The organism is Brachybacterium sacelli, assembly GCF_017876545.1.
Classification (GTDB): domain Bacteria; phylum Actinomycetota; class Actinomycetes; order Actinomycetales; family Dermabacteraceae; genus Brachybacterium; species Brachybacterium sacelli.
The window spans coordinates 147,598-171,842 of sequence record NZ_JAGIOD010000001.1 but is presented as its reverse complement, the minus strand read 5'-3'; the positions used below and the strand labels follow the sequence as shown (position 1 = coordinate 171,842).

Annotated in this window: 18 protein-coding genes; 14 read left to right on the top strand and 4 right to left on the bottom strand. The window is 69.5% G+C overall.

What is annotated here, in order from left to right; genetic code table 11:
- The first annotated feature begins 92 nt into the window (after positions 1 to 92).
- Together JOF43_RS00725 and JOF43_RS00720 are read left to right on the top strand one after the other, a co-directional pair.
- A complete protein-coding gene (locus tag JOF43_RS00725) occupies positions 93 to 1,454 on the top strand; it encodes an MFS transporter (protein WP_209897887.1) in 1,362 nt (453 codons plus the stop codon).
- A gap of 47 nt (positions 1,455 to 1,501) precedes the next feature.
- A complete protein-coding gene (locus JOF43_RS00720; protein WP_209897885.1) occupies positions 1,502 to 3,754 on the top strand; it encodes an arylsulfatase in 2,253 nt (750 codons plus the stop codon).
- A gap of 65 nt (positions 3,755 to 3,819) precedes the next feature.
- Here JOF43_RS00720 and JOF43_RS00715 read toward each other — a convergent pair whose 3' ends face one another.
- Complete coding sequence (locus JOF43_RS00715) at positions 3,820 to 5,097, bottom strand: ROK family transcriptional regulator (RefSeq protein WP_209897883.1); 1,278 nt, start codon at positions 5,095 to 5,097, stop codon at positions 3,820 to 3,822.
- An 89-nt stretch (positions 5,098 to 5,186) separates the two neighbouring features.
- On the opposite strand from JOF43_RS00715, the gene JOF43_RS00710 reads away from it, so the two are divergent.
- The 12 genes from JOF43_RS00710 (at position 5,187) to JOF43_RS00655 (ending at position 20,079) form a co-directional block, all read left to right on the top strand.
- On the top strand, positions 5,187 to 6,437 hold the full coding sequence (locus JOF43_RS00710; protein ID WP_209897881.1) for an ABC transporter substrate-binding protein: 1,251 nt from the start codon (positions 5,187 to 5,189) through the stop codon (positions 6,435 to 6,437).
- A 4-nt stretch (positions 6,438 to 6,441) separates the two neighbouring features.
- Positions 6,442 to 7,344, top strand: coding sequence for a carbohydrate ABC transporter permease (locus JOF43_RS00705; RefSeq protein WP_209897879.1), 903 nt, complete (start codon positions 6,442 to 6,444; stop codon positions 7,342 to 7,344).
- Positions 7,344 to 8,246: a carbohydrate ABC transporter permease gene (locus JOF43_RS00700; protein ID WP_209897877.1), complete on the top strand. Its 903-nt coding sequence runs from the start codon at positions 7,344 to 7,346 to the stop codon at positions 8,244 to 8,246. The genes JOF43_RS00705 and JOF43_RS00700 overlap by 1 nt, the downstream gene beginning before the upstream one ends.
- Before the next feature lie 2 nt (positions 8,247 to 8,248).
- Positions 8,249 to 9,595, top strand: coding sequence for a sulfatase-like hydrolase/transferase (locus JOF43_RS00695; protein WP_209897875.1), 1,347 nt, complete (start codon positions 8,249 to 8,251; stop codon positions 9,593 to 9,595).
- Positions 9,596 to 9,738: 143 nt separating this feature from the next.
- Positions 9,739 to 10,689, top strand: a complete 951-nt coding sequence (locus JOF43_RS00690) for a D-2-hydroxyacid dehydrogenase (protein WP_209897873.1) — start codon at positions 9,739 to 9,741, stop codon at positions 10,687 to 10,689.
- A 251-nt stretch (positions 10,690 to 10,940) separates the two neighbouring features.
- On the top strand, positions 10,941 to 11,825 hold the full coding sequence (locus JOF43_RS00685) for an NAD(P)-dependent oxidoreductase (RefSeq protein ID WP_209897871.1): 885 nt from the start codon (positions 10,941 to 10,943) through the stop codon (positions 11,823 to 11,825).
- Complete coding sequence (locus JOF43_RS00680) at positions 11,815 to 13,887, top strand: alpha-amylase family protein (RefSeq protein WP_209897869.1); 2,073 nt, start codon at positions 11,815 to 11,817, stop codon at positions 13,885 to 13,887. Before JOF43_RS00685 ends, JOF43_RS00680 begins: the two co-directional genes overlap by 11 nt.
- A gap of 152 nt (positions 13,888 to 14,039) precedes the next feature.
- Entirely contained in the window at positions 14,040 to 15,341 is a 1,302-nt protein-coding gene (locus tag JOF43_RS00675; protein ID WP_245353973.1) for an ABC transporter substrate-binding protein, read from the top strand.
- Entirely contained in the window at positions 15,341 to 16,288 is a 948-nt protein-coding gene (locus JOF43_RS00670; protein ID WP_209897867.1) for a carbohydrate ABC transporter permease, read from the top strand. The genes JOF43_RS00675 and JOF43_RS00670 overlap by 1 nt, the downstream gene beginning before the upstream one ends.
- The gene (locus JOF43_RS00665) at positions 16,288 to 17,190 is read left to right on the top strand and encodes a carbohydrate ABC transporter permease (protein ID WP_209902978.1); all 903 of its coding nucleotides are present in this window, start codon (positions 16,288 to 16,290) and stop codon (positions 17,188 to 17,190) included. Before JOF43_RS00670 ends, JOF43_RS00665 begins: the two co-directional genes overlap by 1 nt.
- Positions 17,187 to 19,307, top strand: a complete 2,121-nt coding sequence (locus JOF43_RS00660; protein ID WP_209897866.1) for an alpha-amylase family protein — start codon at positions 17,187 to 17,189, stop codon at positions 19,305 to 19,307. The genes JOF43_RS00665 and JOF43_RS00660 overlap by 4 nt, the downstream gene beginning before the upstream one ends.
- Positions 19,300 to 20,079, top strand: coding sequence for a hydroxypyruvate isomerase family protein (locus tag JOF43_RS00655; RefSeq protein WP_209897864.1), 780 nt, complete (start codon positions 19,300 to 19,302; stop codon positions 20,077 to 20,079). Before JOF43_RS00660 ends, JOF43_RS00655 begins: the two co-directional genes overlap by 8 nt.
- Before the next feature lie 60 nt (positions 20,080 to 20,139).
- Here JOF43_RS00655 and JOF43_RS00650 read toward each other — a convergent pair whose 3' ends face one another.
- From JOF43_RS00650 to JOF43_RS00640, 3 genes are all read right to left on the bottom strand, one after another.
- Positions 20,140 to 21,189, bottom strand: a complete 1,050-nt coding sequence (locus tag JOF43_RS00650) for a LacI family DNA-binding transcriptional regulator (protein WP_209897862.1) — start codon at positions 21,187 to 21,189, stop codon at positions 20,140 to 20,142.
- Between the two features lie 265 nt (positions 21,190 to 21,454).
- The gene (locus tag JOF43_RS00645; RefSeq protein WP_209897860.1) at positions 21,455 to 22,774 is read right to left on the bottom strand and encodes a D-arabinono-1,4-lactone oxidase; all 1,320 of its coding nucleotides are present in this window, start codon (positions 22,772 to 22,774) and stop codon (positions 21,455 to 21,457) included.
- Positions 22,771 to 24,138: an MFS transporter gene (locus JOF43_RS00640; protein ID WP_209897857.1), complete on the bottom strand. Its 1,368-nt coding sequence runs from the start codon at positions 24,136 to 24,138 to the stop codon at positions 22,771 to 22,773. Before JOF43_RS00640 ends, JOF43_RS00645 begins: the two co-directional genes overlap by 4 nt.
- Between the last annotated feature and the right edge of the window lie 107 nt (positions 24,139 to 24,245).

Sequence of the window (24,245 nt, the reverse complement as noted above, 5' to 3'; positions counted from 1 at the left end):
GCGTATGCCAAGTAGCCGATAAGAGCATTGGACGTATGGCGCGGACGTTCCTACTGTCGACTTCCAACACCGTCCCTCGACCCAGGACCACCATGACGACGACGTCGCAGCTCTCCTTCGATTCCGGCTCGCTGACCCGGGGGCAACGCCGCATCGCCCTCACCGCCATCGGCGGGTACTTCGTCGACGGATATGACCTCCTGATCCTCGGTGGGGCACTGCTGGCCATCACGCCGGAGTTCGGTCTCTCCGCGGGCGAGGTCGGGCTGCTGACCGCGGCCGCCTTCATCGGTATGGCAGTCGGTTCCCCGATCTCCGGGCCACTCACCGACCGTTTCGGACGCAAGCCGATCTTCTTCACCTCGATGGTGCTCTTCGTCGTCGGTTCACTGCTCACTCTCGCGGTCCCCTCCCTGGCGCCGCTCATCGCGCTGCGCTTCGTGATCGGAGTGGCGATCGGTGCCGACATGCCGCCGTCCGCGGCACTGGTCGCGGAGTTCATCCCGCGTCAGCGGCGCGGCACGTTCACCGGGATGGGCGGGGTCGCCTGGATGCTCGGCGGCGTGCTCGCCATCGTGGTGACCCTGGCGGTCTACCTTGTCGCCGGTCACGAGGATCATTGGCGCTGGGTCCTCGCCACCGGTGCCGTCCCGGCCGTGATCCTGCTGTTTCTGCGGCACAAGACCCCGGAGTCGCCGTACTGGCTGGAAGCACGTGGTCGACACGAGGATGCGCTCGCCGCATGGCAGTACGCCCAAGGGACGGAGGCGACCTCTGCGCCGACTCATCGCCCGATCGCTGCTACGGCACCGACCCGTCTGAAAGTCCTGTTCCGCAGACCTTTCGTCTGGCTGCTGCTGTGCATGGCGGTCTACTGGGGGTTCAACAATCTCTACGGCTCGGCGATCCTCCTCTATCAGCCCACGTTGATCACCCGGATCGTGACCCCTCAGGCCTATACCGCCCTGCTGTTCACCGGCGCGACGACGCTCGTGGCCGCCGCCGTCGGCACCATCGTGTGTCTGTGGCTGATAGAGACCGCCGGCCGTCGAATCGTGGCCTTGACCTGCCTCGGCCTTCTCATCGTGGCGTGCCTGACCATCTACTGGGGGATCGCCTCCGCCCCTGTGGTCCTGATCGCCTTCGGCGTCGCGATCGCGGTGATCAACGGAGGAACCTCGATCGCCTTCTACGCCTGGGCGCCGGAACTCTTCCCGGCAGCGATCCGCGGGCGCGCGGTGGGGATCGTCAATATGTTCGGGAAGCTGGGAAGCGTCTTCGGCACGCTTGCTCTCCCCACCCTCTATGACGCCATCGGCAACTCGATCTTCGTCGTGATCGCGGTGGCCGCCCTCGTGAACCTGGCCGTCGTCTATCTCCTCGCACCGGAGACGAAGGGCCGGAGCCTCGACGACCTCGCTCGCGGCGCGACTCGCTTCAGCACCACGACGTGAACTGCTCAGCCCGCCACCACTCCCATCCGTCCGATGAAGGGACTCCTATGCCCGAGCATCCGATCGCCACACAGGCCACGGTCGGCACCACATATCGCGATTCAGAACCCTGGTGGCCGGAGCCGGCGCGACCGGCGTCCGGGTCGCCGGACGTCATCCTCGTCGTCCTGGATGATGTGGGTTTCGGAAGCCTCGGGTGCTTCGGCTCGGAGATCGACACCCCGACCATGGACGGTCTGGCCGGTTCGGGTCTGACCTACACGAACTTCCACGTGACGCCGTTGTGCTCTCCGACCCGCGCCAGCCTGCTCACGGGTCGCAATCACCACTCAGTCGGCATGTCGATGCTCTCGAACGCCGACAGCGGTTACCCCGGCAAGCGAGGGGCTGTCTCCCCGCGCGCCGCCATGGTCCAGGAACTGCTGCGGGACCGCGGGTACAACACTGCCGCGTTCGGGAAGTGGCACCTGACCCCGATGGACCAGACCTCCAGCGCCGGCCCGTACGACCAATGGCCGCTCGGCCGCGGATTCGATCAGCACTACGGCTTCCTGGAAGGACTGACGGACCACTTCTTCCCGGAACTGGTCCAGGACAATCACAGGATCGATCCCCCGGCAGCGCCGGAGGACGGATACCACCTCACAGACGACCTCGTCGACCATCTGATCGACTACATCTCGGATCATAAGTCCGTCGCTCCCGACAAGCCGTATTTCGCCTACCTCGCCCTCGGTGCCGCCCATTGCCCACATCAGTCGCACGTCGAGTACCTCGACCGCGTGCGAGGCCGATATGACGAGGGTTGGGACATCGTCCGGGAACGCCGACTGCAGCGGCAGATCGACCTCGGGATCGTGCCCGCCGGGACCGAACTGGCCCCGCGTAACGACGGAGTGCAGCCTTGGGACGAGCTCACCACGGATGAGCAGCAGGTCATGGCTCGACTGCAGGAGGCCTTCGCCGCGATGCTCGAGCACACCGACGACCAACTGAGTCGCCTCATCTCGCACCTCGAGCGACTCGATGCCCGGGAGGACACGCTCATCCTGCTCATGTCGGACAACGGCGCCAGCCAGGAGGGCGGCCCTCACGGCACCACCAACACGATCGCCTACGAGAACGGCGACGCAGTGCGGGTCGAGGACGCCCTCGCGCAGATCGACGACATCGGAACCTGGCGCTGTCACAGCAACTATCCGTGGGGATGGGCGCAGGTCGGGAACACTCCTCTGAAGAGGTACAAGCAGAACGTGCACGCCGGCGGTGTCCGCGCGCCCCTGATAGTTTCCTGGCCCGCACGGCTCGGTGAGGTCGCCGGGCAGCACCGCGGACAATTCCACGACGTCATCGACATCGCGCCGACGATCCTGGACATCACCGGCGTCGAGACTCCCGAGGAGTACCGCGGCACCCCCCAGCTGCCAGTGCACGGAGTCTCCATGGCGTACTCATTCCGCGACGAGGCCGCGCCGACGAAGCGACCCACGCAGTACTTCGAGATGTACGGGCACCGTGCGATCGTCCACGAGGGCTGGAAGGCGGTCGCGTATCACGAGCGGCACACGCCGTATTCCGACGACCGCTGGGAGCTCTACGACCTGACCTCGGACTTCTCGGAGTGCAACGATCTCGCGGCGGAGCGTCCCGACGCACTGCACGAGCTCGTCGGACGGTGGTGGTCGGAGGCGGAGCGGTACGGCGTCTTCCCGCTGGACGACCGCAATTTCGCGGAGCGCGCGGCGAAATACCACAGCGCCGCATCGCCGCGTCGGCGCCGACATTTCATCCTGCACCGAGGAGTCGGACGGATACCTGCCGGCGTGACTCCGTTGATCTATGACCGCTCGTATCGAATCGACGCGACGGTGGACATCACCGGTGACGACGAGGGCGTACTGGTCAGCCAGGGTGACGTCAACGGAGGCTATGCCCTGTGGCTCGCCGACCACGAGCTCCACTATGAGTACAACCATCAGGGCGCGCGCCGCCACGTCTCCGGCCCCGCGCCCCTCAGTCACGGCCAGCACCGACTCACCATGAATTTCACCCGGACCGGGCCTCTGCAGGGTGTTGCCGAGATCCGAGTCGACGACGTTCCGGTCGGCTCCGTCGAGCTCCCTTCGACCGCCCGTTACATGGTGGCCTGGCAGGGTCTGGAGATCGGCAGGGATGCCCTCTCCCCGGTGAGTGAGAAGTATCCGCGGGAGTTCGCATTCACCGGAGAACTCGAGACCGTGGAGTTCATGCTCGCCGACGACGAGGGCGAAGAGCCTGTCTATTACGAACCTATCGACTGATCGAGGCAGGGCGGCGGGCCTTCGGCGGTCGCCCCGTTCCTGGCGCTTCCACGCCCTGGTCCCGCTCAGCCGAGGTACAGCTGACCCGGGGCATCGAAGATCGTCTCCGACATCGCCAGGGAGGCCGCGCCCACGGCGCCGACGTGCCCGCCGATGGCCGTCCCGCGCACCTCGACCTCGTGGTCGGCGCGCGCGACGTACTGCTCGTTGACCAGCCCCGGCACGAGGCGCAGGCACGCCGGGGCGAAAGCGGGCCATTGCGGCCCACCGAGGACGATGCTGTCCAGGTCGAGAAGGTTCGCCAGCTGCATGCCCACCCGTGCGAAGCCGCGGGCGGCGACCTCGAGGAGCTCGGTCGCGACCGGGTCACCATCGGCCTCCGCTCTCCGGGAGAGCTCGGCGAGCGAGGCCTCGACCACGCGGGCATCTCTCGTGTCGGCGCCCTCGGGGAGCACGCCCCGGGCGATGGCGGCCTCCACGATGCCGGCGGGGAGCGAGGCGACGGCGACGCAGCCCCGTCCCCCGCAGGCGCAGCGCTCGCCGTCTGGATCCGCCGTGAGATGGCCGATGTTCCCCAGATGCGAGAGCCGCCCGGCGGCGCTACCCGAGCCGCGCAGCACCTGCCCGTCGAGGACGAGGCCCGCCGAGACTCCCGTGCCGAGGTACAGGAAGGCGAGGTTCTCCGCCTCGCGCGGCGCCGCCCAGACCTCTCCGATCGCGGCCGCGGTGCTGTCCTTCTCAACGACGACGGTCAGCGCGAGGCGCTGGGCGAGCTGCTCGCGCAGATGGACGTGGCCCCAGCCGGGCAGCAGGGGAGGGCCGACGACCGCCCCGTGCTCCACGTCGAGGGGCCCGGGCGTCGCGACGCCGAGCGCGGCGACCAGCTCCGGTGCCACGGCCGCCTCGGTGAGCAGCGCACCGATCTGCTCCTCGATCAGGTCGAACACGTGCGAGGGCCCCGGAGACTCGGGCGTCGCCACCGTGGAGCTGTGGACGCTGCTCCCGGCCAGGTCGAGCAGGACGAGGCTCAGGCGCGCCGGATCGATGTGCAGGCCGAGGGAGTAGCGCCCCGTCGGCTCCACCTCATACACGATGCGCGGCGCCCCCACCCCGGACCGGACCCGGCCCGATTCGCGGATCAGCCCGGCCGCCACCAGGCGCTGGCAGATGTTGGAGAGCGTCTGCATCGTCAGCCCCGTGCGCTGCACCAGGTCACTGCGGCTCGTGCCGGGGGACCGGCGGATCAGATCCAGCACCAGGACCTGGTTGTACTCCGCGACGCGCGGCAGATTCGTGCCGCGGCGCGCGGACCGCTCCGTCGTGCCGAGGGACCGCGGTGTCATGACGCGATCGTACGGCCACCATTGACACTGTCAAATTGATCATGTCTACTGACGGCGCCGGTGAGGTGGCTCGTGGAGGAGACCTGGTGATGAGACGACGAACAGTGCTGGCTGCCGGCCTGCTGGCCGCCCCGCTGGCGAGCTGCGCCGGCGCCGGGACCGAGGGTGATCGCGTCTTCCGCCAGTTCGACCCGGTCGATCAGGCGGCCGGACTAGCCGACGCGGTCGAGATCTGGAACGCGGAGCACCCCGACTACCGCATCGCGATGGAGACCCTGTCGCCGAACAACCCGCAGCAGTTCGCCCGCGAGGCCAACGCCGGCTCTGGCCCCGACATCGCCCAGCTGGCCTTCACCGACGTCTCCTTCATGGCCGAGCCGCGCATCCTGACTCCACTGGAGAACCTCCTGGCCGCTTCGCCCGCCGAAGGAGGCGACGAGCTCCTCGCCACCGACATGACGACCTACGACGGCTCGATGTGGGCGGTCCCGTGGACCGCGGACACGATGGCCCTCGTCTACCGACCGGACGTGCTCGAGCAGGCCGGCATCACCGAGACTCCGCGCGACTGGGAGGAGCTGGCCGAGGTCGCCGCGAAGATCACCGGGGACTCCGGCGGCGAGGTCAGCGGCTTCGTATTCCCGGCGGGCGCCCAGTTCTCCAGCGCCCAGTGGTTCCCGATCAACTATTACCTCTGGGCCCATGGCTCCCAGCTGATCCGGGCCGACGGGGACCGCTGGAGCGTCGGCGTGGACGAGCAACAGCTGGTGGACGCGATGGAGTACTTCGACAGGTTCTTCACCGAGGGCATCACCCCGGTGGCGATGCAGGCGACCACCGACTACGGCGACCCGAGCATCGTCGGCGCGCTGGACGAGGGCACCTGCGCGATGACCTTCATGCCCCCGGCGGCCTTCCGGACCGCCGGCCAGAGCGTCGAGGCCGAGCTCCTCACCGCGCCCATGCCCGCAGGGCTCCAGGACGGGGCCGCCCACCTCGGCGGCCGGGCGTTGGGGATCAACGCCAACTGTGAGGAGCCCGAAGCGGCGTGGGAGTTCGTGAAGTTCCTCCTGAGCCCGGAGACCTTCGAGCACTATCCCCAGTACCCCGCCTCGGCCGGCACCCTCGAGCAGGTCGACGTCGACCCGGCGGAGCAGGGGTACATCGACCAGCTGCCGCACGCGGAGTCCTTCGCGCGGTACGCCGATGCGCCGATCACCATCGCCTCGCTCCAGGAACTGATCAACCAGCAGTTCTCCGCCGTCTACTCGGGGCAGTCCGAACCACCGGCCGCCGCCCGGAAGATCCTCTCCACACTGGCCACAGGGCTCGAGGACTGATCCCATGGTCACCTCCCGCTTCCGCGCCCTGCAGCCCTACCTGCTCAGCGCCCCGGCGCTGGCCGTGATCGGCCTGCTGTTCCTCATCCCCTCGACCTACAACGTCGTCCTGGCGTTCCAGAGCCTCTCGCCGTATCAGTCCCCGCGCGACGCGGAAGCAGTCGGGTTCGAGAACTTCGCGGATCTGTGGAGCAGCGGCGACTTGCCGCACGCCGCGTTCAACACCGTCTTCTGGCTTACCGCGATGACGGTCGTGCTGCGGCTCCTGGCCGGCCTCGGCCTCGCGCTCGCGCTCCAATCCCCGATCCTGCGCCGGTGGAAGCTGCGCGGCCTCTCCCGCACGATCATCCTCATTCCGTGGATGGTCCCCCAGGTCGTGGCGATCGCGGCCTGGCGCTGGATCCTCGACGGCAGGTCGGGGGTGCTGAACCAGGTGCTCAGCGGTTTCGGCATCATCGACGGCGGGATCCCGTTCCTCGCCCAGACCAGCACGGTGTGGTGGTCGATCATCGCGATCATCGTCTGGCGCGAGCTCCCGTTCGTGGTCATGGTCCTCGTCGCGGGCCTGCAGTCGATCCCCTCGGAGCAGTACGAAGCCGCCTCGGTCGACGGCGCCGGGCGCTGGATCTCCCTCCGTAGCGTCACGCTCCCCAATCTGCGGCCGGTCCTGACCATCGTGGTCCTGGTGACGGTCATCCAGACCTTCAACAACTTCGTCTACGTCTGGCTGACCACCGGTGGGGGCCCGGGCAATGCCACGGCCGTGCTGGCCACCGAGCTGTACACCGCGGCGTTCTTCGACAACGAGCTCGGCGCCGGTGCAGCGATCGGCCTGCTCATGACCGTGATCATGGCGATCTTCGCCGTGATCTACCTGCGCGTGACCGCGACCAAGGAGGATGCGTGATGGCCGCTTCCCCGCAGCTCGCCGCCCAGGGGGCGACGACGGCGGCGCGGGCGCCGCGGCGTCGCTCCCGGGAGAGTCGCCGCCCCCGCGACCTGCTGTTCCTGATCCCCTTCGGGCTGGTCCTGGCCGTGATCGCCTTCCCCGTGGTGTGGATGCTCTACAGCTCCCTGCGCCCGGCCCAGGAGATCTCCCAGGGCCTCACCTGGCATACCGTCTTCTCCGGGCTCAGCCTCGATTCCTACGCCCGTCTCTTCACGGAGACGAACTTCGGCCGCTACCTGCCCAACAGCATCATCGTGTGCGTGCTCAGCACCGCGATCACGGTGGTGATCGCGGTGCTGGCCGGGTTCGCCCTGTCGCGCTTCTCGTTCCGGGCGAAGCCCCTGATGATGCTGGTCCTGGTCGCGACCCAGCTGCTGCCCTTCGTCGTGCTGATCACCCCGGTGTACCTGTTCTTCGCCGAGCTGCGGCTGCTGAACTCCTTCGCGGGGCTGATCATCGTCTACGTGGCGATCACGACCCCGCTCGCCACCCTGCTGATGACCGGGTTCCTCAACGCGGTGCCGCGAACGCTCGACGAGGCCGCCCGGATCGACGGGGCCTCCACGCTCACCGTCATCGCCCGCGTGATCGCCCCGCTGGTGTGGCCCGGCATCGTGACCGTCGCCGTGACCGCCTTCATCGCCATGTGGGACGAGTTCCTCTTCGCCCAGGTGTTCCTCACCAGCGAATCCCTCAAGACCGTGCAGGTCGGGATCGCCGGTCTCTTCGGCGAGTACGGCACCGACTGGGGCGTCGTGATGGCCGCCTCCGTGCTCGCCGCCCTGCCGACGATCCTGTTGTTCTCCCTCCTGCAGCGCCGGCTGGTCGCCGGGATGACCGCAGGAGCCGTAAAGGAGTGAGCATGACCGCGCACCGCCGCCCGAACATCGTGATCCTCTACGCCGACGACCTCGGGTGGGGCGACCTGGGTTGCTTCGGGGCCGACGACATCCCCACCCCGCACCTCGACGCCCTGTGTCGAGCCGGCGTGAGGCTGCCCCGGTGGTACTCCAACTCCCCGGTGTGCTCCCCCTCCCGTGCGTCCCTGCTGACCGGCAAGTATCCAGGTCACGCCGGGGTGGAGTCGATCCTGGGCGGACGCCGCGACACCCCCGGCCTGCCCGCCCAGCCGACGCTCGCCTCGCTCCTGCGCGAGCGCGGCTACCGCACCGGACTGTTCGGCAAGTGGCACCTGGGTGCCGACGCCGCCTTCGCCCCCGGCCACTACGGCTTCGACGAGACCTTCGGCTTCCGCGCCGGCTGCGTGGACTACTACTCCCACATCTTCTACTGGGGCGAGCACGACCCGGTCCACGACCTGTGGGAGGACGAGGACGAGGTCTGGCGCAACGGCGAGTACCTCACTACCGTCATCGGGGACCGGGCCGCGGAGTTCATCCACCGCAGAGCGAGCGAGGGCCCGTTCTTCTGCTACGTCCCCTTCAACGCCCCGCACTACCCGATGCACGCCCCGGCCGAGCACATGGAGCGCGTCTCGCACCTGCCGCCCGGGCGCCAGGAGACGGCCGCTATGGTCGCGGCGATGGACGACGCGATCGGCGAGATCCTCCGTGCCCTCGAGGAGAGCGGAGTGAGGGAGGAGACGCTGGTGCTGATGTCCTCGGACAACGGCCCCTCCCGGGAGAGCCGCAACTGGCTGGGCGGCGAGGAGATCTCCTACACCGGCGGCTCCGCCGGCGGTCTGCGCGGCTCCAAGGGCTCCGTGTTCGAGGGCGGGATCCGCGTGCCGGGGATCATCTCCTGGCCCGCGCAGTTGCCCGCCGGCACCGAGCTAGGCCAGGCCGGGATGATGATGGACGTGCTGCCGACCGTGCTGCACGCGGTCGACGGGGCCGATCCCGCGCTGGCGGGGATCGACGGGATCTCCCTGCTCGGTCTGCTGCGCGGCGATGCCGACGACATGGCGGCGACGCCGACGGGTGAGGGCGTCGCCCACCGGCCGCACGGACCCGAGCGCAGCCTGGTCTGGACCTACCAGGGCCAGTGGGCCGTGCGCCGCGGTCGCCACAAGCTCGTCGTCGATGCCCGCGAGGGCATGGACCCGCCCGCCAGCATCGAGGTGGCGCTGTACGACTTGGAGGCCGACCCGGCGGAGAGCGTCGACATCGCGGCGCAGGCCCCGGAGGTGCTCGCCGCGCTGGAGGAGGAGCTCGCTGCCCACCGGCTGCGCGCCGCCTCGCGGGGCTGACCCGAACCGGCCCCGCCCTCATTCGGGACAGGCGACCCACAGTTGGTGTATCGATAGACTAGATCCGCCCCACCTCGCCTCCTCCTCATGAGGTGTCGAGGGCGAGGCGGCTCCAGCCCGTCGGCGACCCTGAGGAGACTTCGATGTCGACCCCTGAGATCCTGCTCGTCCGCGGCGAGCAGCCCCCCGAGCACCGCGAACGCATTCGCGCCGCAGCAGGGGGCGCCCGTGTGGAGTTCGTCCCCGACCTCGAGGAGGACCCCTCGCTGCTGGCGCGGGCCACGGCCATCGCCGGCGGCGCGCCGCAGGGCGTCCTCGCCGCTGCTCCGCGTGTGCGCTGGGTCCACAGCTGGGCCGCCGGCCCCGACGTCGACCTCACCGACGAGGTGCGCTCGAGCGACGTCGTGCTCACCTCGTCCGTGGGCAACGGGGCGATCCCGCTCGCGGAGCATGCGATGCTCCTCATGCTGCAGCTGGACCGTGACTCCGAGCGCTGGGCCCGAGCGCAGCGCGAGCGACGGTGGGAACGCCACCAGCACGGAGAGCTCGCCGGCGCGACACTGGGCCTGTTCGGCGTCGGCCATGCCGGAGCCGACCTCGCCGCGAAGGCAGCCGCCTTCCACATGCGCGTGCTCGGATGCCGACGCCGTCCCTCGATCCCCGTGCCGCACGTCGAGGCGATGTATGGCTTCGACCAGCTCCACACCTTCCTCGCGCAGTGCGACGTCGTCGTCGTGAGCGTCCCGTCCACCGCGACGACCCGCGGGGCTCTCGATGAGGCCGCCCTGCGCGCGATGCGCCCCGGAGCCCATCTGGTCTGTATCTCCCGCGGCGGGATCATCGACGATGCCGCCCTGCTGCGTGCTCTGCACGACGGGCACCTCGGCGGCGCCGGACTCGATGCGCACTCCCTGGAACCGCTCCCGGAGGACAGCCCCTTCTGGGGCGCGCCGCGCACGATCATCACGCCGCACAACGGGGCGACCACGCCCGGCACTTCGGCCCGCGGCTTCGCGTACTACCTGGAGAACGTGGCGCGCTTCGTGCAGGGCCGGGACCTGCTGCGAGTGGTCGACAAGGCCGCAGGATACTGAGGGATTCGCGCGGACCTCTCTGCACACCCTCCTGCGATCCTTCCCGCGGTCCTCCCTGAAGCCCCGCACGATTTCTTTCTCGTAGCCCTCGCCTCCTCGGCCGCCTCACGCCGTCTTTCCGGCGCCGGCGCGCCCTTGACAAGTGCAGTGGTGTATCGAGACACTACGCGGACCAGCATGGATGCTGACCAACTTGCATCGAACCGCTCAATGGGTCAATCGGTGCACCTCAGGGACACGGAGGTCTCAGCGTGAAACGAGTGGCATTTGTCGGCCTTGGGATCATGGGTGCACCCATGGCACGCAATGCGGGCCGCGCCGGATGGGATGTCATCGGGCACACGCGCACGCCCGCCTCGCGGGAGCGAGCACGCGCCCAGGGCATCGAGGTCGTGGACGATCTGGCGCAAGCCGTCCGTGGCGCAGACGTGCTCGTCACCGTGCTTCCCGACGCCCCGGACGTCAGCGCCGTCCTCCTGGAGGACGGCGCGCTCGATCTGCTGGACCGCGGCGCCCTGGTCATCGACGCCAGCACCGTCGCCCCCGCCGCCTCCCAGGCGATCCATGAGGCATGCGCCGCCCGGGGCCTCACCGGCCTCGACGCGCCCGTCTCCGGCGGAGAGGCAGGAGCCGTCGACGGCGTGCTGTCCTTCATGGTCGGCGGCGAGCAGGAGGCCTTCGATCGCGCGAGGCCCCTGCTGGAGAGCATGGGGACGACGATCGAGCGCGTCGGCCCTGCCGGGGCGGGCCAGACCGTCAAGGCCGCGAACCAGCTCCTGGTCGCAGGTCATCTGCAGCTGCTCAGCGAGGCGCTCGTCCTCCTCGAGCGCGCGGGGGTCGATCCCGGCCCCGCGGTGCGCGTGCTCGGTGGAGGGCTCGCGGGCAGCACGGTGATGCAGCGCAAGGCATCGAACATGCTCGCCCACGACTACCGTCCCGGCTTCCGGCTCGACCTGCACCGCAAGGACTTGCGCATCGTCAGCGACACGGCGCAGCAGGACGGGCTGTCCCTGCCCCTCACCGCTGCCGTCACCCAACTCGTCAATGCACTGGTCGCCCGCGGTGTCGGCGGGCTCGATCATTCGGCGCTGCACGCCCTCACCCGCCAGCTGAACGGAGCGCGCGATGACGCCTGAACCCCTCACCACCGTGACGACGGCCGACGCACCCGACACATCGCTCCGCACCGCCTCCGGTGCTCCGGCCGGCCGTCGCACCGGCTGGTGGCACCGCCCCTTCCGCACCTTCCAGACGAACCTCCGCGAGATCGACGCCGACCTCGACGTGGAGCGCGCCCTCGACGCCATCGCCGCCCACGGGGCGGACACCTGGCTGCTGAACACCGGCGGGATCCTCTCCTGGTATCCGACCGACCTCCCGTACCAGGAGCGCAACCCGCATCTCGCAGATCGGCCGGGCGGGGACCTGATCGGGGATGCCGTCGCCGCCGCCGAACGACGCGGCATCCGCGTGCTGTCCCGGATGGACTTCTCCAAGGTGGTGCCCCGCATCGCCGCGGAGCATCCCGAGTGGTGCTTCGTCGGGCCGACGGGTGCCGGTCAGGAGTACGAGGGACTGGTGAGCATGTGCCCCAGCGGCGGCTACTACCAGGACCATCTGATCCCGGTCCTGGAAGAGGTGCTCGACCGATACCCGGTCGCCGGATTCTTCTGCAACTGGTTCGGCTACAACGAGGTCGACTACTCGCGCCGTTACCACGGCGTCTGCCACTGCGGTGCCTGCATCGAGCGCTACGCCCGCGAGGTCGGCGATCCGCTGCCCGCAGGCCCCGCGGATCCCGGGTACTCCCGCTGGCAGGAGTTCGCCCGCACCACCATCGACGACCTCACCGCCCGCATCGCAGCGCGCGTCGCCACCCGGCGCGCCGACGCCGTGCTGGTCCAGGGTGCGCGCAGCGACATCGTCTTCCACGAGGCGAACAATGCTGTCGGGCGCCCGCTGTGGCCCCACGCCACGGGGGAGGCCGTCAGTGCGATCCGCTCGAGCCGGCCCGAGGCACCGATCTTCGTCAACGCGGTGTCGTTCGTCGACATGCCCTACCGCATGGCTCCTGAGCAGGGGGAGCATCTTGCGCTGTACCTCGCCCAGGCCATCTCCCGCGGTGCCAACCCGTCGACGTACATCATGGGACCGCCCGACCGCATCGACTACCCCGGCCTCGAAGCCGCCGCGGCGATCACCCGCTTCCATGCCCGCCACGACGCGCTCTACGCTCGGCTGCAGCCGGCAGCGCGAACGGCGCTCGTCCGTCCCGGGGGAGCAGCGGGTGCGGCCCGCGACGGGAGCGATGCGCTGAAGGAGTTCCGCGGCCTGCATCTCGTGCTCCAGGAACGCCACGTGCCCGTGGACGTCGTGCCCCAGGAGCTCCTCGCCGAGCTGGAGGCGTCGACCCTTCGTGAGCGGTGGGACGTGCTCGTCCTGCCGGATCTCGAGGAGCTCGGGGCTGCAGCCGCGACCATCGACGCGTACGTCGAGTCCGGTGGACGGGTCCTCTCCACCGGGGCCTCCGGGCTGGACGCCCAGGGCCGGCAGACGCTCGAGACCGCACCGACCCGGACCAGCGGTCCTCCGCCGGAGGAGGGTGATGCCCTGCGGTCCTCCTATGCGCGCACGCCGGGCGGACTGCTCATGCTGCATGGCGTGCTGCATCACGAGACGGCGGCGTCAGGGGCGGAGACCCTGTGGACGCATCTGCCCCCTGCCCCCTTCGGTCCCCCCGAGAAGGCCTACGGGCACGAGGACGACGGCACCCCGGTCCTCGCTCTCGCGCGAGCCGGTCGCGGACACCACCTGCGTGCAGCCTGGACCATCGGCCGCACCTACCTCGAGGTCGGCACGTCCGACCTGCGTGACGCGCTCCTGACCGCACTCGCCCCGCTGCTCCCGCCCCCCGAGGTGCTCCTGGAGGGCGCGCCCGACCAGGTGGAGGTCGTCCGCAGCACGTCCCAGGGCAATGACGTCCTGCACCTGCTGAACCTCAGCGGCGTGCGACGGGCGAGCGTCGGCCCCGCCCTGCCGATCAGCGGGATCAGGCTCCGCGTGCACGGAGAGGGTGTGCCGCGCGTACGGGCCCTCGTCGCGGGCATCGACTGCCGAGTGCGTCCCGCGGGCGACGGCCACCTGGCCGAGGTGCCGACCCTCGGGGCGTTCGAAGTCCTGCGAGTGGAACGGACGTGAGGGCCTCCCGCACCACCCGGGCCCCGGCGCGGGTCGGGTGACCGCGCCATCGACCACGGCGCCCATGACCCCCGAGCCGTGAGCTCGGGCCGACGGGCCGGCAATCCGCCCGGACCGTATCGCTGCAAGGACGCACGATGAGGAGACGCACGATGAACGACCTGAAGCGACGGACCCTGTTGGGAATGCTCGGGACCAGCGCAGTGACGGCGCCCCTGCTCGCCGCCTGCGGCGGTACCGGAGGCGGACCCGCCGGCTCCAGCGGAGACGGCAGCACCTTGCGCTTCGCCTACTGGGGCGGCGCCGAGCGCCAGGCGCTGTACACCGAAGGCATCGCCGGCTTCATCGAGGAGACCGGAATCCAGGTCGAGGAGCAGTTCGCCTCCTACGACGCCTTTCAGGAGCGCATGACCACACAGATCGCAGGCAGCGACGTGCCCGCCGTGTTCTGGATCCCCTCGGCCCAGGTGATGACCTACGCCGATGCCGGTATCTACCGGACGCTGGACGACGTCGAGAGCTTCGACCTGAGCGACTTCGAGGACGAGGACATCGAGAGCTATCAGCTCGACGGGGTCCTGAACTCCTTCCCGAAGTCCGTGTTCTCGGCCTGCGTGCGCTACAACCGGACGATGCTGGAGGAGGCGGGAGCCGAGCTGCCCAGCGGCGAGAACTGGACCTGGGACGGCTTCGCCGAGTTCTTGATCGACTACTCCGCCGACAACGGCGAGGGTCGCAAGGGGACGACCTACAACGCGTACTCCGACATGGCGCTCGAGGCGTGGATGCGCCAGCGAGGCGTCGACCTGTGGACCGAGGACGGACGGCTCGGCGCGGGTGCCGACGACTTCGCCAGCTGGTTCGACTGGTGGGAGAAGCTGCGGGAGAAGGGAGCCACCACCACGATCAGCGAACAGGACGGCGCCCAGCCGGACTGGACGCTCACCGGCGACATGGTGCTTACCACGTTCGCCAACACGAACCACATCATCGACGAGGCGCCGATGTTCCCGGACTACGAGTTCGCCATGGCGGAGGTCCCCGCGTCCGCCGATGCGCTCGAGGGGTGGCCCTTCCTCTACCTCAGTCGGTTCGCCATGTACGAGGGCGCCTCCGACGAACTCGTCGCGGACGCCGGCGCCTTCATGAGCTACACGGTGAACTCGCTGGACATGCTGAAGATCGTCGGCCTCTCCGCAGGTGCGCCGCCGAACCCCCGGCTGTTGGAGACGGCGAAGGCGGACGCCGGGCCGCTGGAGACGAAGGTCCTCGAGATCACTTCTCAGATCCGTGAACGGGACCGCGGCCCGCGCTACGAGGCCCCGGACGGCACCGGCACCTGGCGCGACAAGGTGGTGGCGGCGATCGAGCAGATCACCCTCGGCGACGCGTCGATCATGGATGCCTCCCAGGGCCTCGTCGACAGCATCGACGCGGAGATGGGGAGCGCCTGATGTCCACGGTCACCGACCGGCCGGTGCCGGCGGGCGGCCAGCTACCGCCCCCGGCACCGGCCCGGCGTCGTCGCCGTTCGCAGGCCGGCATCGCGCACGTCTTCCTCACGCCCTTCCTCCTCGGCCTGGTGCTCATCACGGCCGGTCCGCTGCTCGCCTCGCTCTATCTCGCATTCACCGACTACGACATGCTCAGTGCCCCGAGCTTCGTGGGCATCGAGAACTTCGAGCGGATGTTCGCGGATCAGAACTGGAGGGCATCGGTGTCGGTCACCCTGCGGTACGTGGTCATCTCGGTGCCGCTGCAGCTGGCCTTCGCACTCCTGCTGGCCGCGGGGCTGGACAAGGGCATTCGCGGGCTCTCCTTCTACCGCTCCGCGTTCTACCTGCCCTCGCTGCTGGGCTCCAGCGTCGCCATCGCCATCCTGTGGCGGCAGATCTTCGGCGACTCCGGGCTCATCAACCAGGCCCTCGCCCTCATCGGCATCGAGGGCTCCAGCTGGCTGCAGAATCCGGACACGGCGCTGTCCACCCTCATCGTCCTGAACGTGTGGACCTTCGGCTCGCCGATGGTGATCTTCCTGGCCGGCCTCCGGCAGATACCCGAAGAGCTGTACGAAGCGGCACGGGTGGACGGGGCCGGAAAGATTCGCGAGTTCCGTTCGATCACCATGCCGTTGATCACTCCGATCATCTTCTTCAACCTGATCCTGCAGACCATCGGATCTTTCCAGGCGTTCACGCAGGCTCACATCATCTCGGGCGGCCTCGGCGGTCCTCTCAACTCCACACTCTTCTACACGCTGTACCTGTACCGGCAGGCGTTCGTGAATTACAACATGGGGTATGCAGCGGCCATGGCGTGGGTTCTCCTCGTCGTGATCGCCGTCTTCACCGCGGTGTACTTCCTGACGTCCAAGTACTGGGTGCATTACGGAGACGAATGATGGCTGCACTCCTCACTGCCGCACGCGGGGGCGGTGCCGCCGCCCCCTCCGCCCTCGATGCCCGGCGCCGCCCTCGCCGTCGGCTGCGTCGCCTCCTGCGACACCTGTTCCTGCTGGTTTTCGTCCTGCTGATGGTCTATCCACTGCTATGGATGGTGGTCAGCTCCTTCAAGCCGGGGGAGCTGGTGCTGACCCAGCCCGGGATCGTCCCGGAGGCCGTCACGCTCGAGAACTACCGATTCGGGTGGAACGCCCTCAACGAGCCCTTCACCCACTATCTGATCAACTCGTTCCTCGTCGCCTTCGGGGCGATCCTCGGGAACCTCTTCTCCTGCTCATTGACGGCCTACGCGCTGGCCCGACTGGAGTTCCGTGCCCGCAAGGCATACTTCGCGATAGTCCTGGGGTCCGTCATGCTCCCCATGCATGCGCTCGTGATCCCTCAGTACATCGCTTTCTCCGAGCTGGGCTTCGTGAACACGTATGTGCCGCTCCTGCTGCCGAAGTTCCTGGCGACCGACGCGTTCTTCATCTTTCTCCTGATGCAGTTCATCCGCACCCTCCCGCGGGAGCTCGACCAGGCGGCGATGATCGACGGCGCCAGCCCGTTCCGGATCTTCTGGTCGGTGATCCTGCCGCTCCTGCAGCCGGCCCTCGTCACGACCGCCGTCTTCACGTTCATCTGGACGTGGAACGACTACTTCACACCGCTCATCTACTTGACCCAGTCGGAGATGTACACGGTCTCGGTCGCGCTGAAATCGCTCGTGGACGTCCAGACCAGCAGCGGCACGGGGATCCTCTTCGCCATGTCCCTCATCTCCCTCGTCCCCATCTTCATCTTCTTCATCACTGCCCAGAAGTACCTGGTGCAGGGCATCGCGACGACAGGACTGAAATGACCGCAGCATCCACCGCCCCGTCCACCCAGACTGCGCCCGCGACCCCGGCCGCCGGGCTCCGCACCGCCTCCTGGTACCGCGGTGCGACCCGCTGGACGCAGGTCACCTTCGTCGAGGACGATCCGCGCCACGTCGACCTCGACCAATGGATCGACATCATGCGCCGCAGCCGCTCCAACGCGCTGTGCGTCAGCGCGGGCGGGTACATCGCCTACTACCCCACGAAAATCCCGCTGCACCACCGCAGCGTCCACCTCGGGGACAGGGACCTGTTCGGCGAGTTCGTGGAGGCCGCCCGGGGGCTCGACATGCACGTCATGGCGCGCGTCGACCCGCATGCCATCCACGCCGACGCCGCCCGGGCGCACCCCGAGTGGCTCGCACGGGACGAGCACGGCGCCGCGATCGAGCATCCGTCGTTCCCGGGGATCTACCTCACCTGCCCCTTTAGTTCCTACAACCGAGAGGTGATCACGGAGATCGCGACGGAGATCGTGCGCGACTACGACGTCGACGCCATCTTCGCGAACCGCTGGCAGGGCACGGGAGTGTCGTACTCCGCCAGCGCCCGGGACGGCTTCCGCGCCGCGACGGGGCACGAGATCCCTGCCTCCACACTCGAACAGGACGCCCCCGCCTGGCACGAGTACCGTGCCTGGAGACGCCGCGAGCTATCCGGTCTCGTCGGCCTGTGGGACGACGCCGTGCGGAACGTGCGCCCTCACGCCCGCTTCCTGCCGAACCTCGGCTCGTTCGCCGCGCACGAGCTGGATCCGGATCTCGTGCGCCGGCACTATCCGATGCTCCTGATCGACAAGCAGTCCCGCGCAGGCCTCGAGCCGATGTGGGGTGCGGGCCGCAACGGCAAGCGCAGCCGTGCCACCTTTCGGGACCGGCCCGTCGGCCTCATCACCTCGGTGGGGCCCGAGAACGGACACCGCTGGAAGGACTCGGTGAACGCGGGGCCGGAGACGGCGATGTGGATCGTGGACGGTTTCGCGCACGGGGCCTTCCCCTGGTTCACGAAGTTCAACGGCGTGCTGGCCGACGACCGCTGGGTCGAACCGGTCGCGACCGCCTTCGCCACCCACGCCCAGGTCGAGGACGCCTACGCCCGCACCGAGCCGACCGCACAGGTGGCTCTGATCGAGACCGTGCCCTCCACCAGCCCCGACGAGACGCGGGCGGCGGCGAACCGTGACGGTGCCTACCAAGCGCTGGTGGATTCCCGCATCCCCTTCGAGATGGTCTCCGCCTCCCGGCTGACGCCGCAGGAACTCGACCGCTTCCGCGTCGTCGTGCTGTGCGATGTCGCCGACCTCGACGCCGAGTCGCACCGGGCCCTGCGGGAGTTCGCCGCCACCGGCGGATCGCTCGTGGTCACCCACCGGGGTGCGCACGGTCTCGAGGACCTCCTGGGCCTGGAGTCCGCGTCGACGGAGCGGGGACCGCTGCGCAACACCATGGCCGCTCTCTCGGAGCGCGGCCCGCTCCTCTCCGGTTTCGGCAACGCCACCCGGATCATCGCCGGTGTGCACACGATCGCCGTTCGCACTCGCGACGAGGTCGGTGTGCCGCTGAGGTTCTTCCCGGACTATCCCGACCTGCCGATGGAGGAGGTCTATCCGCGGCGGGCACCCGCCGATCCGGCCGTCACCACCTGGGAACGGCCCGATGGAGGCCGCAGCGTCTACATCGCCTTCGACCTCACCGAGCTCTACTGGAGCGCCCTGCAGGACGACCACCGGCGGTTGCTCGCCAATGCCGTCGACTGGGCTCTCGACGAGGACCCCGCGGTGCGGGTCGAGGGTTCGGGGATGATCGATGTCGCGGTACGGATTGGTCCGCACGAACTCGTCGTCTCCCTCGTCAACCTCACGAACCCCATGACGATGCGTGGCCAGATGCGGGAGATCCTGCCCAGCCCGCCCCAGCTCGTGGACCTCGCCGCCCCGCCTGGGGGGCGCGACCCGCAGGCGCAGCTGCTGGTCGCCGGCAACGCGGCGGAGATCGAGCGGACCAGCGACCGCAGCGGCCCGCGATGGCGGATCCGCGTGCCCTCTTTCGACCTGCTCGAGTCCGTGCACCTCACCTGGAAGGAGCCCGACGATGGCTGACCTCGCTTTCGCCGCCAATTTGACCATGCTCTACACGGAGCGACCCTTCCTGGAACGCTTCGCAGCCGCCGCCGCGGACGGATTCGCGGGCGCGGAGTTCGTCTCGACGGAGGGCCAGTCGCCCCGGGCGGTCGCGGCCGCCGCGCAGGCCGCCGGCCTGCCCGTCGTACTCGTCAACGGTCCCACCGGCGACTGGGCGGCGGGGGAGCGGGGCATCGCCGCGCTCCCGGGGCGCGATGACGACTTCGCGGCGGAACTGGACAGGACGGCGCAGGTCGTCGGGGCACTGGACGTCCCGCTCGTGAACATCCTGGCCGGCCGTCTCGAGGAGTCCGCCGACGTGTCTGCCGCCGAGTCGCTGCTGGTGGAACGCCTGCTGCGTGCCGCGGACCGGCTCGAGCCCCTCGGAGCCCGGGTGACTCTCGAGCACGTCAATGTCCATGACGTGACCGGGTACGCGCTTCCTGTGCCGGAGGACGTCGAGCGGATCCGCGAACGGGCGGGCCGGGAACGGGTGGGCCTGCAGCTCGACGTCTATCACGCGGCGATGCAGGGCCTCGACCCGGTGGCCGAGATCGAACGCCGACTACCGGACATCGCACACGTGCAGATCGCCGACGCGCCCGGGAGGCACGAGCCCGGAACCGGGGAGCTGGATTTCCCCTCGGTGTTCGCCGCGCTCCGGGCCCGGGGGTACACGGGGTGGGTCTCCGGGGAGTACGTGCCTCGTGACGGCGCGGGCTGGCTCGCCCGTGCACGCGCCCGCCGCTGAGCGCCCGGGCAGCAGCTTCGGACGGCGTGCTGGAGTGTGGGTCCCCATCGTGCGGCGTGCTCAGGGCACGTCGGGGGCGCGCCCCGTGCTCCCGCGTACGAGGAGCTCCGGGACGTGGAGCACGGGGCGCTCGCCGGGCGCCGCCCCGAGCACGTCGAGGATCTCCCAGGCAGCCGCGCGTCCTCGCAGCACGCCGTCGCGGCGCACGGTCGTCAGCTGCGGCTCGACCCACTCGCCCATGGTGAGCCCGTCGAACCCGATCACGGAGACGTCATCGGGCACGCGGAACCCGTCGAGCTTTGCAGCACGCATGCCCGCCATCGCCATCGGGTCCGACGCGTAGATGAGCGCGGTGGGCCGGTCGGGGCTCCGCAGCAGTCGCAGGGTCTCCTCGGCGGCCTCGTTCGCGGAGTACGACGTCTCCACGGCGATCCCGTCGATCCCCGGACGATCGGCGACCGCGGCGTCGAAGGCGCGACGACGATGCATGGCGACCACCCGCTTCTCGTCCCCGCCGACATAGGCGATGCGCGTGTGGCCGTGTCGCACCAGGTGCGCGACCGGGGACTCCATCCCCGCGCCCGGGGGATCGACGTCGACGTTACGCAGCGGGATCTCTTCGGCCGGAGTGCCGAGCAGGACGGCCGGCATCCGCAGCTCGTGCAGCACGTCGAAGCGCCGGTCGCCGACGACGCTGTCGGTGAGGATCACTCCGTCGACCCGGTTCGCGGAGACCAGACGACGGTAGAAGTCGAGCTCGTCCTCCTGGTCCCTGTCCCGCACATGGAGCAGGAGCCCGAAGTCGAGCGGGCTGAGCACCGATTCGATGCCGGCGATCACGGCGGAGGAGATGGGGGAGATCTCCACGACGTCCCGAGAGCGGTAGACGACCAGGCCGATCGCGCGGGTACGGGCGGAGCGCAGGGCCACAGCGGCCGAACTCGGTGACCAGCCGAGCTCGCGGGCCGCGTCGAGGATGCGCGCGGTCGTGGCTTCGGAGATGTGGCCGGTGCCGTTGAAGACCTTCGACACGGCGGAGCGGGAGACCCCCGCCCCCGCGGCGACGTCGGAGATCGTCGCCCGCTTGCGCCCGTCGGCTCGACTGGTCATCGGCATTGCCCTCTCGGCGACATCCGTCCTGCCTTTCACGTCCGCGCAGCGGCGGGGTCGACCTCTCGCACCACGGCGCCGGCCTCGACCCGTCCGCCTCTCGCGTCGCGGGACGTCAGCCCGTCACGCGAGGGAACGAGGGTCGATGGAACGATACACCAGTGCCGCCGTCCCACCACGTTCAGCGATTCCTCACGGCCTCGGGCAGAGATGGTCGCCGGCTTCCCGAGCACCTCCTCAGCGTGGGCAGGCGACGCCGGGGCCCTCAGCTCTCCGGGTACTCAAGCCCCAGCGTCCGCTGCAGGAAGTCATTGCGGAACCGACCCCGGGGATCGGCCTGCTCGGCCAGCTGCCGGAAGTCCGCGAGCCGCGGGTACTGCGCCTGCACCTGGTCGCCGAGGAGGGTGAACCACTTGCCCCAGTGGGGGCGCGGCGAGAACGGGGCGAGGGCCTCCTCGACCACTGGCAGCACTGTGAGCACCGCATCGGGGTCGTTCCGCCAGGTCAGATGGATGCCCAGGGAGTCCCGCCGGTACGCCGGACTGAGCCAGAGCTCGTCGGCCGCGACCGAGCGCAGCTCGGAGACCAGCACCAGGTCGGCGAAGCGGTCGGCGATCGCGTGCAGGGCGCGCAGCGCCTCGGGGGCACGGTGGCGCTCGACGAAGTACTCGGTCTGTATCTCGTCGCCGCGGCTCGGGCTCGCATCGGGCCGGAAGTGGGGCAGACGCTGCCACCACGGCCCCGAGACCCCGCCCTGCACCGTCTGGTTCGGGTTCTGGCCCTCTGCCCGCTCCCCGTCGGCGACGCGGGCCCATCTCGCGCCCCAGCGGGAGGCGTCCAGAGCCGGGTCCCAGGCGTCGGTGCGGGACTTCAGCCAGACCTTCCCCGCGTTCTGCCGGTCGTGCCAGGCGGGCATGATCGAGACGCTGTAGGCGCAGGACATGATCTCGTCGAGATGCTCGAACAGCGACGACCAGGGCAGGTCGAACCAGACGTCCTGGCGCACCTCGAAGTCGGGGACCAGGTCGAGGGTCACCGCGGTGACGATGCCGAGCGCGCCGAGGGAGAGCACTCGGCCGCCGAAATCGGGGCAGTCCTCGCGAGTCCATCGCTGCTGCCGGCCGTCGGCGGTCACCACGTCGAGACCGGAGACGGCCGAGGAGAGGCTGCGATGGGCCACGCCGGATCCGTGGGTGCCGGTCGCGCAGGCTCCGGCGACGGAGATGTGGGGCAGTGAACCCATGTTCGCCAGCGCCCACCGGGTCTCGCCGAGCTTCGAGGCGATGCGGCCGTAGGTGCTGCCGCCGGAGACGGTGACCGTGCCCGAGGCGTCGTCGAGCTCGAAGCTCTCGGGCAGGGCCTGCACAGAGACCAGGGTGCCCTCGGTGTCGGCGATGTCGTTGAAGGAGTGCCGGGTGCCCAGGGCACGCAGGCGCGGCGAGGCGGCCACCACCTCCTGCAGCTCCTCGATGCTGCGCGGTGCGCACAGTCGCTGCGCCGCGAAGGTGTGGCAGCCCGACCACGTGGCCCCGACGTCCTGCATCCCGTCCTCCTCCTGGCACGCGGTGGTGAGGGTGTTACTCATGAGTCCGCTCCCTGTCCCTGCGGGATCCCCGTGCCCTGCGCCGTGCCGGCGGGCGCGGTCTCGGCGAGATCATTGCGGAAGGTCTCCCCGGCGCGCCAGATGCACAGGGCGCTGATCGCACAGGCGAGCAGGAGGTAGGCACCGGCCGGCCACCAGGAGCCCGCGAGCGCGGTGAGGAACACGGCGATCGCGGGCGTGGGCCCGCCGCCGATCAGGGCGGAGCCCTGGTAGACGATGCCCAGGCCCGTGTAGCGGACGCGGGTGCCGAACAGCTCGGCGAACAGCGCGCTCTGGATGCTGAACATCAGGCCGGTGCCGAGGGCGTGGACCACGACGATGATCGCCCAGGTGGCCAGGGCGTTGCCGAGCGAGATCACCGGGAAGTAGAGGAGGCCGCCGCCGATCGCGCAGATCGCGATGCCGGTGAGGTACACGGGCCGTCGGCCGATCTGATCGGAGACTCTCCCCGCCACGGGCAGCACGAACAGCTGGACCGCGGAGGAGATCACGAACCCGGTGAGGATCAGCGCGCTGTCCATCCCCAAGGTGGAGGTCACCCAGGAGACCGCGAAGACGTTGATGATGTTGAAGGTGACGGCGTCGGTCATGCGCGCGCCGATGCCCAGCAGCACGGCGCGGGGCTGCTCGCGCAGCAGCGCGAACAGGGGAGCGGAGTGCTCGTCGGTGTCGTCCGTCTCGAAGGCGGCGGTCTCGGGCAGATGACGGCGGATGTAGAACCCGAGAGCGAGGAAAGGCCCGCTGAGCAGGAAGGGGATGCGCCATCCCCAGGTCAGCAGCTGGTCATCGGGCAGCTGCTCGACCAGCGCGAAGATCCCGCTGGACGCCAGCAGCGCCGCGGGCGTGCCCAGCTGATGGAAGCTGCCGGCCAGGCCGCGCTTGCCCCGCGGCGCGTTCTCCAGGGCCAGCAGGGAGCCGCCGCCGTACTCGCCGCCGATCCCGATGCCCTGGACCAGCCGCAGCAGCACCAGCAGGACCGCACCCAGGCCGCCGGCCACCGCGTACGAGGGCAGCAGACCCATCAGGAAGGTGCCGCCGCCGATCAGGAACACGGTGATCATCAGGACCGGCTTCCGGCCGATCTTGTCCCCGAAGTGGCCGAAGATGATCGCGCCGAGGGGGCGGGTGAGGAAGGCGACGGCGAAGGTGCCGAAGGACTGCAGCAGGGCGACGGTGGGGGAGGCCTCGGGGAAGAAGACCTGGGGAAGGATCAGGGCGGCGGCCGTCCCGTAGATCCAGAAGTCGTACCACTCCAGGAACGCGCCGGTGAAAGCGGCGAAGGTGGCTCGGCGGGAAGTCGCCGCGTCGGGTTCGTTCCCCGGCGCGCGGGAGGGGGCTGACGTCATCGTCGACCTGCTTTCGTCTCAGGCGCCGCCACGCTCCGTGACGGTGGTCGCGCCGGTTCGGCGACAGCGACTGCGAGGACGCTAGAAGGCGCGCATTTTTCCGTCAA

Excerpts from the sequence above, each read along its gene's own strand:
- JOF43_RS00725 (WP_209897887.1), top strand. The coding sequence starts at position 93 with ATGACGACGACGTCGCAGCTCTCCTTCGATTCCGGCTCGCTGACCCGG.
- JOF43_RS00720 (WP_209897885.1), top strand. The coding sequence starts at position 1,502 with ATGCCCGAGCATCCGATCGCCACACAGGCCACGGTCGGCACCACATAT.
- JOF43_RS00715 (WP_209897883.1), bottom strand. The coding sequence starts at position 5,097 with ATGACACCGCGGTCCCTCGGCACGACGGAGCGGTCCGCGCGCCGCGGC.
- JOF43_RS00710 (WP_209897881.1), top strand. The coding sequence starts at position 5,187 with ATGAGACGACGAACAGTGCTGGCTGCCGGCCTGCTGGCCGCCCCGCTG.
- JOF43_RS00705 (WP_209897879.1), top strand. The coding sequence starts at position 6,442 with ATGGTCACCTCCCGCTTCCGCGCCCTGCAGCCCTACCTGCTCAGCGCC.
- JOF43_RS00700 (WP_209897877.1), top strand. The coding sequence starts at position 7,344 with ATGGCCGCTTCCCCGCAGCTCGCCGCCCAGGGGGCGACGACGGCGGCG.
- JOF43_RS00695 (WP_209897875.1), top strand. The coding sequence starts at position 8,249 with ATGACCGCGCACCGCCGCCCGAACATCGTGATCCTCTACGCCGACGAC.
- JOF43_RS00690 (WP_209897873.1), top strand. The coding sequence starts at position 9,739 with ATGTCGACCCCTGAGATCCTGCTCGTCCGCGGCGAGCAGCCCCCCGAG.
- JOF43_RS00680 (WP_209897869.1), top strand. The coding sequence starts at position 11,815 with ATGACGCCTGAACCCCTCACCACCGTGACGACGGCCGACGCACCCGAC.
- JOF43_RS00675 (WP_245353973.1), top strand. The coding sequence starts at position 14,040 with ATGAACGACCTGAAGCGACGGACCCTGTTGGGAATGCTCGGGACCAGC.
- JOF43_RS00670 (WP_209897867.1), top strand. The coding sequence starts at position 15,341 with ATGTCCACGGTCACCGACCGGCCGGTGCCGGCGGGCGGCCAGCTACCG.
- JOF43_RS00665 (WP_209902978.1), top strand. The coding sequence starts at position 16,288 with ATGGCTGCACTCCTCACTGCCGCACGCGGGGGCGGTGCCGCCGCCCCC.
- JOF43_RS00660 (WP_209897866.1), top strand. The coding sequence starts at position 17,187 with ATGACCGCAGCATCCACCGCCCCGTCCACCCAGACTGCGCCCGCGACC.
- JOF43_RS00655 (WP_209897864.1), top strand. The coding sequence starts at position 19,300 with ATGGCTGACCTCGCTTTCGCCGCCAATTTGACCATGCTCTACACGGAG.
- JOF43_RS00650 (WP_209897862.1), bottom strand. The coding sequence starts at position 21,189 with ATGACCAGTCGAGCCGACGGGCGCAAGCGGGCGACGATCTCCGACGTC.
- JOF43_RS00645 (WP_209897860.1), bottom strand. The coding sequence starts at position 22,774 with ATGAGTAACACCCTCACCACCGCGTGCCAGGAGGAGGACGGGATGCAG.
- JOF43_RS00640 (WP_209897857.1), bottom strand. The coding sequence starts at position 24,138 with ATGACGTCAGCCCCCTCCCGCGCGCCGGGGAACGAACCCGACGCGGCG.